Source organism: Bacillus sp. AFS073361, assembly GCF_002567005.1.
Taxonomy (GTDB): Bacteria; Bacillota; Bacilli; order Bacillales; family Cytobacillaceae; genus Neobacillus.
Genome location: NZ_NUZU01000005.1, coordinates 95,889 through 110,807, shown reverse-complemented (window position 1 = coordinate 110,807; position 14,919 = coordinate 95,889). Strand labels below are relative to the sequence as shown.

13 protein-coding genes are annotated in these 14,919 nt (G+C 39.4%); 3 read left to right on the top strand and 10 right to left on the bottom strand.

Going from position 1 to position 14,919, the window contains the following annotated elements; all coding sequences use genetic code 11:
* Positions 1-333 precede the first annotated feature (333 nt).
* On the top strand, positions 334-537 hold the full coding sequence (locus tag COJ96_RS04220; protein ID WP_098571747.1) for a helix-turn-helix transcriptional regulator: 204 nt from the start codon (positions 334-336) through the stop codon (positions 535-537).
* A 9-nt stretch (positions 538-546) separates the two neighbouring features.
* Here the strand turns inward: COJ96_RS04220 and COJ96_RS28435 are convergent, their stop codons facing one another.
* A complete protein-coding gene (locus COJ96_RS28435) occupies positions 547-723 on the bottom strand; it encodes a hypothetical protein (RefSeq protein ID WP_180229971.1) in 177 nt (58 codons plus the stop codon).
* A 738-nt stretch (positions 724-1,461) separates the two neighbouring features.
* Positions 1,462-1,716 carry a hypothetical protein gene (locus COJ96_RS04215; protein ID WP_098571746.1) on the bottom strand — a complete coding sequence of 85 codons (255 nt, stop codon included), beginning with the start codon at positions 1,714-1,716 and terminating at the stop codon, positions 1,462-1,464.
* A 386-nt stretch (positions 1,717-2,102) separates the two neighbouring features.
* Between COJ96_RS04215 and COJ96_RS04210 the strand changes: the two genes are divergently transcribed.
* Positions 2,103-2,801, top strand: coding sequence for a pirin family protein (locus COJ96_RS04210; RefSeq protein WP_098571745.1), 699 nt, complete (start codon positions 2,103-2,105; stop codon positions 2,799-2,801).
* 49 nt (positions 2,802-2,850) lie between these two features.
* Here the strand turns inward: COJ96_RS04210 and COJ96_RS04205 are convergent, their stop codons facing one another.
* The 3 genes from COJ96_RS04205 to COJ96_RS04195 all read right to left on the bottom strand — a co-directional run bounded on the left by COJ96_RS04205 (position 2,851) and on the right by COJ96_RS04195 (position 9,415).
* Positions 2,851-4,818: an acetate--CoA ligase gene (locus COJ96_RS04205; RefSeq protein ID WP_098571744.1), complete on the bottom strand. Its 1,968-nt coding sequence runs from the start codon at positions 4,816-4,818 to the stop codon at positions 2,851-2,853.
* 369 nt (positions 4,819-5,187) lie between these two features.
* On the bottom strand, positions 5,188-6,444 hold the full coding sequence (gene odhB, locus COJ96_RS04200; protein ID WP_098571743.1) for a 2-oxoglutarate dehydrogenase complex dihydrolipoyllysine-residue succinyltransferase: 1,257 nt from the start codon (positions 6,442-6,444) through the stop codon (positions 5,188-5,190).
* Positions 6,445-6,523: 79 nt separating this feature from the next.
* Positions 6,524-9,415 (bottom strand): 2-oxoglutarate dehydrogenase E1 component, encoded by a 2,892-nt coding sequence (locus COJ96_RS04195; protein WP_098571742.1) that lies wholly within the window; start codon positions 9,413-9,415, stop codon positions 6,524-6,526.
* A 168-nt stretch (positions 9,416-9,583) separates the two neighbouring features.
* On the opposite strand from COJ96_RS04195, the gene COJ96_RS04190 reads away from it, so the two are divergent.
* Positions 9,584-10,468 (top strand): LysR family transcriptional regulator, encoded by an 885-nt coding sequence (locus COJ96_RS04190; RefSeq protein WP_098571741.1) that lies wholly within the window; start codon positions 9,584-9,586, stop codon positions 10,466-10,468.
* A gap of 95 nt (positions 10,469-10,563) precedes the next feature.
* Here the strand turns inward: COJ96_RS04190 and COJ96_RS04185 are convergent, their stop codons facing one another.
* The 5 genes from COJ96_RS04185 to COJ96_RS04165 form a co-directional block, all read right to left on the bottom strand.
* Complete coding sequence (locus COJ96_RS04185) at positions 10,564-11,319, bottom strand: class I SAM-dependent methyltransferase (protein WP_098571740.1); 756 nt, start codon at positions 11,317-11,319, stop codon at positions 10,564-10,566.
* A 53-nt stretch (positions 11,320-11,372) separates the two neighbouring features.
* Entirely contained in the window at positions 11,373-12,554 is a 1,182-nt protein-coding gene (locus tag COJ96_RS04180) for a two-component system sensor histidine kinase NtrB (RefSeq protein ID WP_098571739.1), read from the bottom strand.
* Between the two features lie 214 nt (positions 12,555-12,768).
* A complete protein-coding gene (locus COJ96_RS04175) occupies positions 12,769-12,954 on the bottom strand; it encodes a 4-oxalocrotonate tautomerase (protein WP_098571738.1) in 186 nt (61 codons plus the stop codon).
* Positions 12,955-12,999: 45 nt separating this feature from the next.
* Positions 13,000-13,890 (bottom strand): SCO family protein, encoded by an 891-nt coding sequence (locus COJ96_RS04170; RefSeq protein WP_098571737.1) that lies wholly within the window; start codon positions 13,888-13,890, stop codon positions 13,000-13,002.
* A 145-nt stretch (positions 13,891-14,035) separates the two neighbouring features.
* The gene (locus COJ96_RS04165; protein WP_098571736.1) at positions 14,036-14,845 is read right to left on the bottom strand and encodes an ABC transporter ATP-binding protein; all 810 of its coding nucleotides are present in this window, start codon (positions 14,843-14,845) and stop codon (positions 14,036-14,038) included.
* Positions 14,846-14,919 lie beyond the last annotated feature (74 nt).

Genomic DNA, 14,919 nt, shown 5'->3' with positions numbered 1-14,919 from the left:
TAATAGTAGCTAGCACCAAGCACTCCGAGCATGCTGCCGGTAGTTAACACTTCGAATAACAAATCGCCACGCTCCTTTCTATATCACGTAGTGATAGTTGTAATAGATACGCATAGTGGAAGCGAATAATAGGACGATTGGTGTCGTAGTGATAGAGGCGATTATTTACCGTTCGCTCTACCGTGATGCTAGCGATTGGTAATGCGTATATAAGAGTGTATGGGGATTCGCCTAAATATTGCGTGTCTATCATAAGATTTTTTGGAAAATTACAAAGGAATTTATGAAAGGATTAGGACGAGTTTTGTCGAATTTATATAATAGGTGATCAGAATGGTAATTAGCTTAATTGGATCGTGGATAAAACAATCGGAGTATAGTAGGCCGGAAATTTGCGAGATATTCGGAATCTCACAAAATACATTATCGAATTGGAGTACCGGGAAGACCTATCCGTCCATACCGCAGGCTTTAAAACTGGCTGCGTTGTTAGGCGTTAAAGTGGACGATTTATATAAGGTGAAAGACGAAGAATAAGACCCTCGGTTAATTACCGTGGGCCTCTTCTTGAAATATACGTAATCTATACCGTGCCATTTCCTCCGCTGCTTCTCTCGTGGTGCCGTAGCAACTAAAAACCGACAGCTTTCCGTCAGTTGCCATTGCGTTGTAATTATTCTCACCGTGATACCATACCTTAACTTTAACGCGCTTTATTCTCACCGATCATCGCCTCGCTTTCTACCGTTAAGAGTTCGGTAACTGCTGGCGAATACCTGCGGATATTTGCGACAGTTGTGTGAACTATATGAGTTCAAAAAATTATACGCGGGTCAGAAACGTCAATCTCGGCCTTGTCGAAAGGTAGGCTTGGGGTCGACACAATTCGACATTACCAGAATTGTTTGTATTGTTCACACAATTTATACAATTCGCAGTTAGCGCTTGTCTGCCTGTCCTAGCCACGCCTGGCAATGTTCCCTCCGGATGAATACGGCCGTATAAAAATGCGACAAAATTACGAAGTATTCTAATTTTACGTAATTATCTCGGTATCGGTACGTTGATATGACGGCATTTAATGGCCCCGTAAATAACGGCGATATACATCCGTTTATACATTGTTGATATGGCGCCATTTATAACGATGGCAGCTCCGTTATTTCCCTACGTTTATGTATAATGAATATCGGTTCAGTATGCGGATGGCCTACGAGCTGATCCGTTATTACGCATGGCCGAACGTCTACAACCGACACGCTATTCGACAGACCCCCTGAGTTTCGACAAGGCGTCCGCCCCGGCAGCTCCGTGCGGATGCGGAGCCCCTACGGATATTGCGAAAATGTAAAGTATTGACCGCAGTGGTCAACGTATACCTTACTTATCCTTACGTCGTAAATCGTAATCATTCCGAGTTTCTTCTATTATATACCCCGGTAGGTATATTTGTAATGTCCGTTAAAACGGTAGACTCCAATTAGCGTCAATGTTTCGTAACTCCTCCCGCTCTATATCGGCCACCAGCTCCGTAATATCTTGATCGCCATTTACAATGGCTCGCTCTAACTCCGCACGGTTGGACATTTGCTTACGGATTTCTTTCCAGAATGCAAGCGCAACTTGTTCCGGCCGTCTTCCTTTTAGCGGAAAGCTCCCACGCTGCATTAGTCGGCTAGCGGATGTATAATGAATCTCGATAGTGATTGCGTTCAAATTAATCACACTCCTCGTATTTATTATACACGAACAAACGTTCCGTATAAATAGAAACATTTCCCACTTAAAACGACACGTATTGACAATCCGCTGACTATTCGGCAAAATAGCGTATGTAGGTTATTAAATTTTAAGCCGTAGGTCCTACGCTGACACTTTCGGTCAATCAACCGCAATGACAATGCGATGACAATACGATGACACTAGCGAATACATAACGTAAAGTTTCCTAAACTGTAGGTCGGAGGTTCGAATCCTCTTCGGGACGTCAAAGAAATCCTTATTTATCAAGGGTTTCTTTTTTTTTAGGATTTATTATAACTGAATGTTGATTTCACTGTTTTCTGTATATACATTTTTTATAATAGATTGGGGAGAAAAATATGCTAAGAAAAATCAACAGCAATGATATGGGTTCTAGTAATCTTGGTTGGTTAAGAAGTAAATTTCACTTTTCATTTGCAGAATATTATAATCCAGACAATATTCAGTTTGGGGTTTTACGTGTAATCAATGATGATTTAATTAATCCGCAAACAGGTTTTGGCACGCATCCACATAAAAATATGGAGATTATCTCCTACGTGGTAAATGGTGAGTTGACTCATGGTGACAGCATGGGTAACCAAAATACAATAACACGCGGACAAGTTCAATATATGAGTGCAGGTACGGGTGTACTGCATAGCGAATACAATTTAGGCAAAGATACATCAAGGTTTTTACAAATTTGGATTTTACCAGACAAAAATGGCCATGCACCATCCTATGGTGATTTTAGATTCAATTGGGATGATAGGAAAAATAATTGGCTGCACATGGTTTCGGGAAGAGACGGAGATGCTCAAATTACGATTAACCAAGATGCAAACATCTATTCCTTGGAATTGCAGCAAGGAAAAGATATAAGTTTTCCAGTTAAAGAAGGCAGGCAGGCTTATTTAGTTCAAATAGAAGGTACTTCTGTCATTAATGGCATTGAACTCTCTGATAGAGATGGAATGGAGATTGTTGAAGAAGATATCACAATTAAGGCAGAAAAAAACTCTCATATCTTACTAATAGAGATGAAAAAAGCATAGTAGTTTGATATATAAAAAGTCTGATGGAAATCCCATCAGACTTTTTGTTTTATTTCACTATCGACCTTTCATTGATAATCATTTGAATTTGCGCCACTGTTGCTGGATCTTCAAGCCCTGTAATATCACCTGAAACCTTTCCAGACACGAAAATTTCCTTTAATAAGCGGCGCATGATTTTTCCGCTAACTGTTTTCGGCAGTGTTTCTGTGAAGATGATGGATTTTGGCAGGGCAATTTTTCCGATAAGCTGTATAATCCGCTCATTAATCTTTTCTTTTAAATCATCAGTCCCTAGAGAAAGATCATTTACCCGGACAAATACAAGCGGTACCTCACCCTTGATTTCATCTGGGACACCAATTACGGCCGCTTCAGCAACTCCTTCACATTCAAGAACTGCACTTTCAATTTCCATTGTACTTAAACGATGCCCGGCAACGTTGAATGCATCATCTGAACGACCAACAACCCATACATAGCCATCCTCATCAATTAGGGCCAAATCACTTGCAAAATAGCTTCCTTCTACCTGACTAAAATAAGAGGAAATATAGCGCTCCGGTTCCTTCCAGAGTGTGCGGCAAAGCATTGGGAATGGTTTTCTTATGATTAAATTTCCTAACGTACCCGGTTTTACTGGATTTCCCTCTTCATCCACTACAGCTATATCTGCACCTAAAAATTGCATTCCGGCTGATCCCGGCTTCATTGGAGTTAACCATGAGGCACCAGCAATTGGACAGCCCGCTGTTTCTGTTTGTCCCCACGTATTATTAACACATATTTTTTTCTTTCCTAATACATCATACGTCCATTGCCATGATTCTGGATCAAAGGGTTCACCCACTAGGGAAACGACATCCAGACATGATAAGTCAAATTGATTCCGTACTTTTTCCCCTAGACTTTTTAACATCCGTAAAGCAGTTGGTGCGGTAAACAATTTATTAACACGGTATTTCTCGATTACCTGATAAAATCTGTCCTTTGTTGGAAAGTCAATCGATCCTTCATATACGACAGTGGTCACTCCATTTGCGAGTGCGCCCGCAATTCCCCAAATATGCATCGTTAACCATCCAATATCAGCCGTACACCAGAAAACATCATCATCATGATGATCCATATGATATTTGCTATAAATGTAATTTTGGATTACAAAGGCCATTCCTGAATGAACGACTCCCTTTGGTTTTCCTGTTGTACCGCTTGTATAGAAGACAATTCCATATTCATTGGCCTCTAGCTTCTCAGGTTCACAATGGATACTTGCCATTCTAGTTAGTTCCTCCCACCAGAAATCCCGTCCTTCTGTCATATTGATTTCTGAATTAAGGCGATTAACGACGATTACCGCTTCAATGGATGGAATATCTGGTATTACCCTGTCCACTTTTTCCTTTAAGCAAACTTTGTTTCCACGTCTTATCGTAGCGTCAGTCGTTACGATAATCTTTGGCTCAAAGCTAATGAGACGGTCCTTCAATGACTTTTCGGAGTATCCTGAAAATACTGTATTGTAAATTGCCCCAATCCGAAAGCAAGCGAGCACGGCAATTATTGCCTCTGCCAAATTCGGAAGAAAAATCGCCACACAATCCCCTTTTTTCACACCAAAGGAACGCAAGACATTCGAAAAGCGATTTACTTCTGCTAACAGCATATTATATGTAAAAAACTTAGTGTCCCCGTTTTCTCCCTCCCAAATCAGTGCGGTGCGATTTCCAGCACCATTTTCCACATGACGATCGAGTAAGTTAACACAAGGGTTACTGATGCCCCCTTCAAAAAAGCGAAAGTCAGGAAGGCTTCCACTTATTGTTTTTTGCCAAGGCTCATACCAGAATAGCTCTTTCGCCACATCGTTCCAAAAGGCTTCGGGATCTTTTTGGGATTTTTGAAGAAGTTCTTGAAAAGCTTTACTGCTTCCAATTGAGGTGATAGATTGTTTTTCTTCGCTTGGATATACAAGTTTACTTTCTGCAACTACCTTTAAAATTCCGCTTACATCCATATAAATCCCCCTAAATTGAAAATATTAAATCCATAGTGACCGACTAGTTGGTTAGTTCAGCGCTAAATCTATGAAAGCGCTTTACTATTATGTAATACAAAAATTACTGCTAAAATAGCAGCCTGTCATTGATGTACATCAATAAGGTTAACATAAATATTCTGAATTTTCAATATTGTAAAATTCTGCCTTAGCTGCATCTGCTGTGGGGCTTCCCGAACCGCCCGCGGAAAGCGAAGCCGCCTGGAACGGAAATCAACAGACTAGTTTAATGTAGCCAAACAAAAAAGACTGTNNCGATTTAAAACCCGAAATCCTTCGGATTTGTCGACAGTCTGAGAAACAATATTTATGAATCCTTTGAAACTCTTACCCTTCTAATAATAACGAGTGTGGATCTTCCAATAATTCTTTGACTGTCGCCAAGAAGCTAACAGCCTCTTTTCCATCTACAATTCGATGATCGTATGACAAGGCGATATACATCATCGGGCGGTTTTCCATTCGCTCCTTATCAATCGCAATTGGTCTTGTTTGGATTTTATGCATTCCGAGAATCCCTACTTGCGGGCTATTCAAGATTGGCGTTGACATTAACGAACCGAAAACTCCACCGTTTGTAATGGTAAATGTTCCACCTTGCAAATCATTTAACGTAAGGGCATTATCACGAGCTTTTTTACCAAGATTACTGATATCCTGTTCGATTTCGGCAAAGTTTTTCTGGTTCGCACCGCGGACAACCGGGACGACCAAGCCCTCTGGTGCTGCAACAGCAATACCGATATCATAGAACTTCTTGATAATCAATTCATCGCCTTGTATTTCGGCATTTAAAAGCGGGAATTGCTTTAAAGCTGAGACTACAGCTTTGGTAAAGAATGACATGAATCCCAGACGGACACCATGTTTTTCATAAAAGGCATCTTTCCGCTGATTGCGTAAATCCATAACGGCCGACATATCGACTTCGTTAAAAGTGGTTAACATCGCTGCTGTATGCTGGACTTCTACTAGACGTTTAGCGATGGTTTGACGCCGGCGGGACATTTTCACCCGTTCAACTGGTTTGTCAAACTCTTCATCTATTTGTTGTACGGCTGGTTTTGAGCTAATTTTTTCCAACTTAGCCTCTTCTTTAACTGAAGGTGCCGGAGTGTATGCTTTTACATCCTCTGGTCTAATTCTGCCAAGTGGATCCCTGCTGCTTACTTGCGCTAAATCGATTCCCAATTCTCTGGCCAATTTTCTTGCCGCTGGTGAAGCAATCGGGCTTGCAGCTTTCGGAAGTTCTTGCTCAGCTTGGGTGCTTTGTTGATTAAAGGTTCCTACTTCAGCTGATTTTTCCGGAGCTGCTGGAACAGATGAATTGGCTACAGTAGCTGCATTCTCATTCTCTTCGATAATCGCAATAACATCGCCTACTTCGACGATATCGCCAGGCCCTTTTAAAACCTTGGTAACTACACCTGAGTATTCGGCATTTAATTCTATATTAACTTTATCAGTTTCCAACTCAACAACACTATCCCCTTTGGTTACTTTGTCACCAATATTAATGAGCCATTGAGCAATAGTTCCTTCTGTAATGGATTCTGCCAGTTCTGGTACTTTGATTTCAATCATGTGGTGTATCCTCCTATGTTTGTTGGTAATTCCCCTATTAAGTTAGTATTTCTACTTAAATTATTTTCCTTAAATGCAATTAGTAACTAGTTCTCTTTCTTGTTTCTGAGAATCTATTAGACTCAATATAGTTCAGAGCTTGTTGGATAATCCGTTCTTGTTCTTTCTTATGAACGGCTGGATCGCCTCCTGCTGTGCTTGAACGTTCACGACGTCCAATGTAACCAACAGTCAGTCTGCCAGAAGCAAGTTCAAAGAGAGTTGGAGCGATATAATGCCACGCACCCATATTTTTCGGTTCTTCCTGCACCCAAACAATTTCTTTCAAGTTAGGATAACGCTTTATGATGGCTTCTACTTTTTCCTCAGGAAATGGATACAATTGTTCAATTCGAGCGATGTGAACCTCTTCTAGGTTTCGATTTTCTTTCTGTGAGTCTATTCCAACAGCCAGATCAATGGCCATCTTACCCGTTGTTAACACTAAACGCTTTACCTTTTCTGTCACTTTTCCGAGTTCAGGCTGTTCCAAAACCGTTTGGAAATGACCTTCGCTTAGTGCAGTACCAGTAGAAGCAACTAGCGGGTGGCGGAGCAGACTCTTTGGCGTCATAATCACCAATGGTCGAACAAACTCTGATCCTAAGATGGCAGCTTGACGGCGTAGTATATGAAAATATTGGGCCGCACTTGTCAGGTTGGCCACCGTCCAGTTGTTTTCAGCAGCTAACTGTAAAAACCGTTCAGGGCGGGCACTTGAATGCTCCGGACCTTGGCCTTCATACCCATGAGGCAACAGGAGAATTAGGCCTGATTTTTGTCCCCATTTTGCCCTTGCAGATGAAACAAATTGATCATAGAGCGGCTGTGCCGTGTTGGCAAAGTCGCCATATTGAGCTTCCCACATGACAAGTGTTTCAGGAGCAAATACATTGTATCCATATTCAAAACCTACAACAGCTGCTTCTGACAGCGGGCTATTATGAACCGCAAACGAAGCTCGTGCTTGCGGAAGATGATGCAATGGTGAATACGTTTCATTGGTTTCCGCATCGTGGAGCACAATGTGCCGCTGTGCAAACGTTCCACGCTCAGAATCTTGGCCGGTTAGACGAATTGGTGTACCATCTTTTAACATCGACGCAAATGCCAGCACTTCTGCTACCGCCCATTCTACTTTCCCATTAACTTCTAATGCCTGATCACGACGCTCTAAAATCCGCTTTAATTTTGGATATACATGAAAACCTTCCGGCCATTTCAGTAAATCTTGGTTTATTTCACGAAGTGTATCAAGTGGCACGCTTGTTTCCAACTGTGGAATTCCTTTGGCAATTACCATTGGAACTTCTACTTCTGCTGGAGGTTCACTTTGCGTCTTATCTGATACTTTTTCAAACTCCACTTTTAACATATCTTGCACACTGCGATTCATTTCCTCAACTTCAGCTTGATTGAGAATGCCCCTATTTTGCAACTGTTTAGCATACACTGCTCTTACAGTTGGATGGTTCACAATTTTTTTATATACCTGTGGCTGAGTAACCGCTGGATCGTCCATTTCATTGTGGCCAAATCGACGATATCCAACCAAATCAATCAAAAAGTCCTTTTGGAAACGAGCGCGGTACTGATAAGCCAAACGAACAGCGGCCAGACATGCTTCAGGGTCATCCGCATTGACATGGACAATCGGAATCTCAAATCCTTTTGCTAAGTCACTCGAATATCTCGTCGAACGTGAATCGTGGCTATCGGTTGTAAAGCCTACCATGTTGTTGGCAATGATATGGATGGTTCCACCCGTTCGATATCCTTTTAACCCGCTTAAATTCAAGGTCTCCGCTACAATTCCCTGACCCGGAAAAGCTGCATCACCATGGACCAAAATCGCAAACGACCTCGTAACATCCTGCTTAGGGTAACCGGCATTCTTCCGTTCTTCTTGGGCCGCTCTCGCAAAACCTTCAACTACCGGATCAACAAACTCAAGATGACTCGGATTATTCGCTAAGGTAATCCGCGCTCGAACATTCCCGGGGCCTTCCATGAAACGATTCCGGCCTAAATGATATTTCACATCTCCTGTCCAGCCCTCACTAATATCGACTAAATCTTCTGAAGGACCTTGTTGTTTAGCGGACGAATGTAGAAATTCAGAGAACATCTTGCTGTATGGTTTGTTTAACACATGCGCAAGAACACTTAAGCGGCCGCGATGCGCCATTCCAATCACGACATTACGTGCTCCATCCTCGACACCTTCGTGCACGGCCTCATTCAGCATCGGTACTAGCATGTCAACGCCCTCAATGGAGAATCTCTTCTGACCGACAAAGGTTTTATGCAAAAATTGTTCAAATCCCTCTACCTCTGTCAAACCCTGAAGCAAGTTTTTTTGTTCTTCTTTTGATAAGGATCGATGCAAGGAACCTGTTTCCACCATTTGAGTCAACCATGATTGTTCATCCATATGGTGCACGTGGTTAAATTCAAAGGCTAGTGTGGAGGTATAAATATCCTTTAAATGGTTGATCGCATCCCATGCCGTTTGTATTCCTGCCGGGGCCTCCTCCCAAACTAGTTTGGCTGGAATCGCTTTCAGCTCTTCCTCACTTACCCCATGTTTTTCTGGATGAAACAACTCTTGATTTTGCACATTCCCCTCTAGTGGGTTCATGTTTGCCTCTAAATGACCGTTAGAACGAATGTTCTCAAGCAGCTTTACCACTTTCAGTACTATCTGTATATTTGTAGAATTATTAGGATTGAAAGAATCATTATTAGGGTATTCTTCGGTATGTCTTGACTCAAAAGACAAAGGTGAGCCCCATTTTAGAAAAAGCTCTCTTAATTTTGGATCAATCAATTCTTCTCCGTTTGTATACCGCTCGTATTGTTCAATAACATAGCCAAGGTTTGGACCATTGAATTTCCTCCATGGATTATGCTGGTTCTTCTGTACTCCCATTCACAATTCCCCCAATGTTGTGTTACTTATATGTTCTGTTTCAGATTATTTAGTAAGTAATTTTCAATTGCTTAAGGTTAAGGATAATGTAATAATTGAAATAAATAAAATGCTAAAAAATAATATTAACTTATAAAAAATATTAATATCAGATAGATGGGTGGAAAAATGGATTACCGTGACTGGGAAATACTAAAGGTGCTTTATCATCAAAAGAATTTAACAAAAACAGCCCGCCTCTTATTTCTTACTCAACCCGCATTAACGACTCGATTAAAGCATATGCAGGAAGAACTAGGCGTAAAAATCGTAACCCGTGAAAGCAGGGGAGTGCATTTTACCCCACAAGGAGAATACCTTGTTCATTGTGCTGAGGAGGCATTAGCACATTATGAAAAGATAAAAGAAAATGTCCAAAATATGAGTAATCACGAAAGTGACCAAGTGGTAGGTACGTTGAAATTGGGGGTTTCCAACTTTTTCGCGAATTACGAACTTCCCTATATTTTGAAATTATTTAAAATGCAATATCCACATGTGGAATTCAAAGTAACGACGGGATGGAGCAGAGACGTAACTCAACTTATTCATAATAAAGACGTTCATATCAGCTTTGTTCGTGGAGATTATGGCTGGCGGGGATTATCGAAACATCAATTGTTTGAGGAAACTATTTGCATTGCTTCAAAAAATGAATTTAATATGAAGGACCTGCCTCGTCTTCCTAGAATCGAATATCGAGGGGACTACCTATTAAAATCACTCATTGATCATTGGTGGGCAGAAAATTTTGCGCAAGCCCCCTTTATAAGTATAGAAGTCGATCAAGTAGACCCCTGTAAGGAAATGGTTTTAAATGGTTTAGGATATTGCATTTTGTCTAGCAGAGTACTCAAAGGGATAGAAGACATATACAAAATCAATTTAAAAGACCAAGAAGGAAATTCAATTTTGCGAAGAACGTGGATGTATTACCATAAAGAAGCTATGGAGTGGAATGTTGTTAAGGCGTTTGTCAATTTTATCGAAAAAATCGATTGGAAACACAATTGAAAGAGGTGAAACAGGTCACGTAGTCTTCTTCTACGTGACCTGTTTCACTACCCTAATTAGGTAAAAATGTTGTTCGGAGACAAATTGTTAAGCAATTACACTATACCTAGATAGCTCCTTGTGATATTTGGAATAACTATTTGCCCACTATTGCTATATCTGGAAAATAGATTTGATAATGCTGTAAGGAAGGGATGATATTCCTCATCGGTTTTTTTGGGGGAATATGAAGCGGATAAGTATCGTCCCAAAAATCCATTTAAATTAAATTGCAGGTCATTGTGAAAGAACTTTAAATCATACTTTCCATCTTTAAAAAATTGCTGAAATGCAATCGGAGTTTCCTCCATACCACCGCTAAATCCTTTAAAATTTGGGCAGTACCTTTGGCAAACCTCTGCACTTTCCTTGTTTATATCGCTTGACCCATCCCGGCTATTCCAGACAAGAGCAACTTTTCCATCTTGATGTAAAATCCGTTGACATTCCAATTTGAATGGCTCCATGTCGAACCAATGAAATGCTTGTGCTACGGTAACTAGATTTATACTATTATCAGTTAAACTTGTGTTTTCAGCCGTACCCTTAATCGAAATAAAACGGGAATCCGTCTTCAAAGCTTGTTCTGCAACTGTCCTCATATCATCATTTGGCTCCACTCCAATTACAGTAAATCCCCTATCAATAAGCTGCCCACTTAATATTCCGGTTCCCGAGCCAATATCTGCAATAATACTATCCTCATTTAAACCAGCTTTAGAAATTATATATTCAATATATTCAGGGGGGTAGCTGGGACGATATTTTGCATATACCTCTGCTTTTCCTGTGAATTGATCATTTGATTTCATAAAGCCACCTTCTCTCTCTGTTCCAAATGAAATAGCCTTTAAAACAGCAACCTCTACTTTACCGCATGAGTTTCGTGATATTCATTTTTTAAAGGAAAACAAATGGTGAATTTAGTTCCTTGATTTGGGATACTAGTCACCTTAATCGTTCCTCCATGATCCTGAATAATTTTCTGACAAATAGAAAGCCCTAACCCCGTTCCATCAGATTTCGTTGTATAGAAAGGACTAAAGATTTTCTCCAGATTTGTATCCTCGATACCTACACCCTTATCACTAATCTCAACTACAGCTTTGTTCTCATCTTTTAATAATCGAATCGTAATATCTCCATTTTCAACCATTGATTGGATGGCATTATTTATTAAATTCACAAAAACTTGTACCATTTTATCAAAGTCCATCGGTAAAAACAGATCGGGATTGTAATCCGCGTATATGATTTGATGTCCCGAACTACGGGCTTTGGAATCTGTTAATACGATTACCCTCTTTAAACACTCATGCATGGAAAATGTTTGGTATAAAGAGACATTTGGTTTTGAAAATTGCAGGAATTCAACTGTTAACTTATTCATTCTACTGACTTCACTAAGGATTAAGTCATACCAAGGTTTTATATTATAATTATGCTCTTTAGAATGTTTGATGAATCCTTGGATAATGGTCAAAGGGTTCCTAATTTCATGTGCGAGGCCACCAGCCATTTCTCCTAAGAGTTTCATTTTTTCCTCTTGATAACGTAATTCTTCCCGTTTCTTCTCTTCTTTGAGGAGATTTTTTGCTCTCTCTGTCTCAATGATGTATTGAATGATAAGCACTACAGCTAGAGATGTTAAGAAGTCCGATCCAACTGCGAGTACGCTATAGGCATCAACCGGAGTATACGAAATTCTTATTAATGTGTAAAAGGCAATCAAGACAAAACCAAGAAAAATCCCTTTAAGGACACCCCTGATTTGAAATAAGAATTTACTAAGTAAAATAATATAAATGGAGAAACACCAATTCAACTGGGTTGTTAAATGAAACAATAGTAACGAAATGATCTCAATAGCAGCTATATAAATAAAATAGCGTGGATATATCCTTTCCCAAAAAATGCTTATTATAAAAATAATGCCTAGTAAAATCATTAAAAAGTGGTTTTGGGATTTATTCAACGTTGTAGAGGAAAAAATCACAAATACAACATAAATAGGCAAGACGACATGGTACATTAAACGAAAAAACATATATTTCTCTCCGATTCATTTATCTAAAGGTTGTCCAAATGATTATACTAGATTTTCCGGTCAAAAACCTCAGATTAATTTTACCATAATAAATAAAAAGACTGTCCTCTTATGTTATGTTAAAGGACAGTCTAAATGACAAGTTATTTCGCACTCACATACTTTTGCTGACTACAAGGATCTAATTCCCCCCAAAAAACCACTATACTCTCCATTACCTTTTTGAAACTGGGACCCCAGCTATTCCCCAATGGGATTTTGGGATCTCTGTAACGATAACTCTTATGCTCTCCTTTGGAGCGTCTAATGTTTCTGAAACAGTATTAGTAAGATTGTGAATAACTTCTTCTATTTTCTCTTTTGGTCTTCCTTCTAATATTTGAACATTAATAATTGGCATTGTAGATACTCCTTTTTTTAGACTCTTCAGGCTGCTGCTATCTTACTATTCCTCCAATTTGAAAACAACATCCTGATATAATTCATCACGATCAATGATGCTTCCTGTAAATTCATGCGTCAGCCTTCCGTCTCCATTAAAGATAAACGTTTTGTTGTCATGTAAAACTTCAGACCCTCTTTTTTCATAATGCTCACCGAGGGTATTTGCCAAGTTTTGAATCTGATTCTTATCTCCTGTCAGCATTTTCAGGTAGGATAAATCAAAATTCATTTTCTTTGCATGTTCTTTCATGATTTCTGGTTTATCATTTTCAGGGTCAAGTGAAATGGACACAAGTAAAAGATTATCTGTCTTACTTCTTTTTGATTTCAGATCCTGCTGCAAATGGCTGAAATTCCCCAATAATATGGGACATGCGTTTGGATCGATACAATTAACATACGTAAAGGTCAGTACAACGGTTTTCCCTAAAAAATCTTGTTTCGTTACTGAATTTCCATTCTGGTCCATTAACTTAAATTCAGGTAAAGTAACTTCTTTTGTCGCTTTATGGGCATTCGCTAATGTTTTTGCCTCAACAGTAAATTGCTTTTCATCCTCAACAATTTTGCCATCTTGTTCTACTTTTATTGTAGCCATCCAATCACCGTTCATCGCTATATTAGCGGTTCCAATATATTTGCCATCCCCAATTTCTTTAACTGCTACAGGGGTTGTTCCGTGGTCCATATTTTTCATATTTAATTCAGCACTCACTTTAGCCCCCTCCACCGGATTTCCCTGTTTGTCGACCACAGAAAACTGCATCGCATATATTTTTCCAGGTGTAAATGTTTTTGGTGTAGAAAGTTTTATCGTTAAGTTACTTGCTGACCCACAGCCTGCAATAAATATAAACATCAGACTCAATATGAATACAAAAGATTTTTTCATCGTGCCTAACCTCTCAGTCAGATAATTTTAATATCACAGCTCCCTTTTACTATATAATACAATCTTCTTTAAATCTGTGAAGTTTTACACATAAACCAAAATAACGATTGTAGGCGCATGATGAATTCATACGCCTCTTCAATCATCAATATGTACTGATTCTTTCTTTCTCATCAACCTGTAGTCTTGTAAGCAATGGACGGTTTATCTTCCACTCAACCTGTACTGGAAGATTGAAAAATTCCGTTAACTTTTCACTTGTTAGCAATTTTCTTGTCTCTCCAGCTGCAAAAACTTGACCCTCTTTTAGTAAAAGGGTTTTGTTGAAAACAGGAAGGATTTCCTCGAGATGATGCGTGACATAAATCAAGCTCGGGCCATCGGGATCTTTTGCAATTTTTTCAATCGATTCTAATAGTTGTTCACGTGCAATAAAATCTAATCCATTTGTCGGTTCATCCAAAATCAGCAAAGAAGGGTCTGCCATCAGTGCACGAGCAATTAATACACGCTGCTTTTCACCCTGTGATAATTTTTCGTAATTTCGGTTTGCATATCTAATACAACCAAGTGACTCCAAAAGACCAACAGCCTTTTTCCTCATTTCATCTGTGGGTGTTTCATAGAGACCAATCGATGCAAAAGCCCCGCTTAAGACAACCTCAAATGCGTTATCTCCGGGATGAAATTTTTCCTGAAGTGAATATGATACAAATCCAATTTGTTTGCGCAGTTTCTCACTTAGATACGTTTTCCCAAATTCCATGCCCAGTACAGTTACATTCCCTTTTGTCGGAAAATAATAGGCATTTAATAAATTTAGGATTGCAGTTTTACCCGAGCCATTTAAACCAAATAATACCCAATTTTCTCTTCTATTAATCTGCCAATTTACATTTTGCAAAATCCAATTTCCTTCTCGTCTTAATGAGACATTTTCAAGTTGTAAAACCATTGTAATATCTCCTTTCATCTTTTTTATGGTATGTATTTTATTATTATTGTATCAAATTTTCAGAAAATAAAAAA

Bases quoted from the DNA above. Each gene is read 5' to 3' on its own strand.
- COJ96_RS04220 (WP_098571747.1), top strand. From the start codon at position 334: ATGGTAATTAGCTTAATTGGATCGTGGATAAAACAATCGGAGTATAGT.
- COJ96_RS04210 (WP_098571745.1), top strand. From the start codon at position 2,103: ATGCTAAGAAAAATCAACAGCAATGATATGGGTTCTAGTAATCTTGGT.
- COJ96_RS04205 (WP_098571744.1), bottom strand. From the start codon at position 4,818: ATGGATGTAAGCGGAATTTTAAAGGTAGTTGCAGAAAGTAAACTTGTA.
- odhB (WP_098571743.1), bottom strand. From the start codon at position 6,444: ATGATTGAAATCAAAGTACCAGAACTGGCAGAATCCATTACAGAAGGA.
- COJ96_RS04195 (WP_098571742.1), bottom strand. From the start codon at position 9,415: ATGGGAGTACAGAAGAACCAGCATAATCCATGGAGGAAATTCAATGGT.
- COJ96_RS04190 (WP_098571741.1), top strand. From the start codon at position 9,584: ATGGATTACCGTGACTGGGAAATACTAAAGGTGCTTTATCATCAAAAG.
- COJ96_RS04185 (WP_098571740.1), bottom strand. From the start codon at position 11,319: ATGAAATCAAATGATCAATTCACAGGAAAAGCAGAGGTATATGCAAAA.
- COJ96_RS04180 (WP_098571739.1), bottom strand. From the start codon at position 12,554: ATGTTTTTTCGTTTAATGTACCATGTCGTCTTGCCTATTTATGTTGTA.
- COJ96_RS04175 (WP_098571738.1), bottom strand. From the start codon at position 12,954: ATGCCAATTATTAATGTTCAAATATTAGAAGGAAGACCAAAAGAGAAA.
- COJ96_RS04170 (WP_098571737.1), bottom strand. From the start codon at position 13,890: ATGAAAAAATCTTTTGTATTCATATTGAGTCTGATGTTTATATTTATT.
- COJ96_RS04165 (WP_098571736.1), bottom strand. From the start codon at position 14,845: ATGGTTTTACAACTTGAAAATGTCTCATTAAGACGAGAAGGAAATTGG.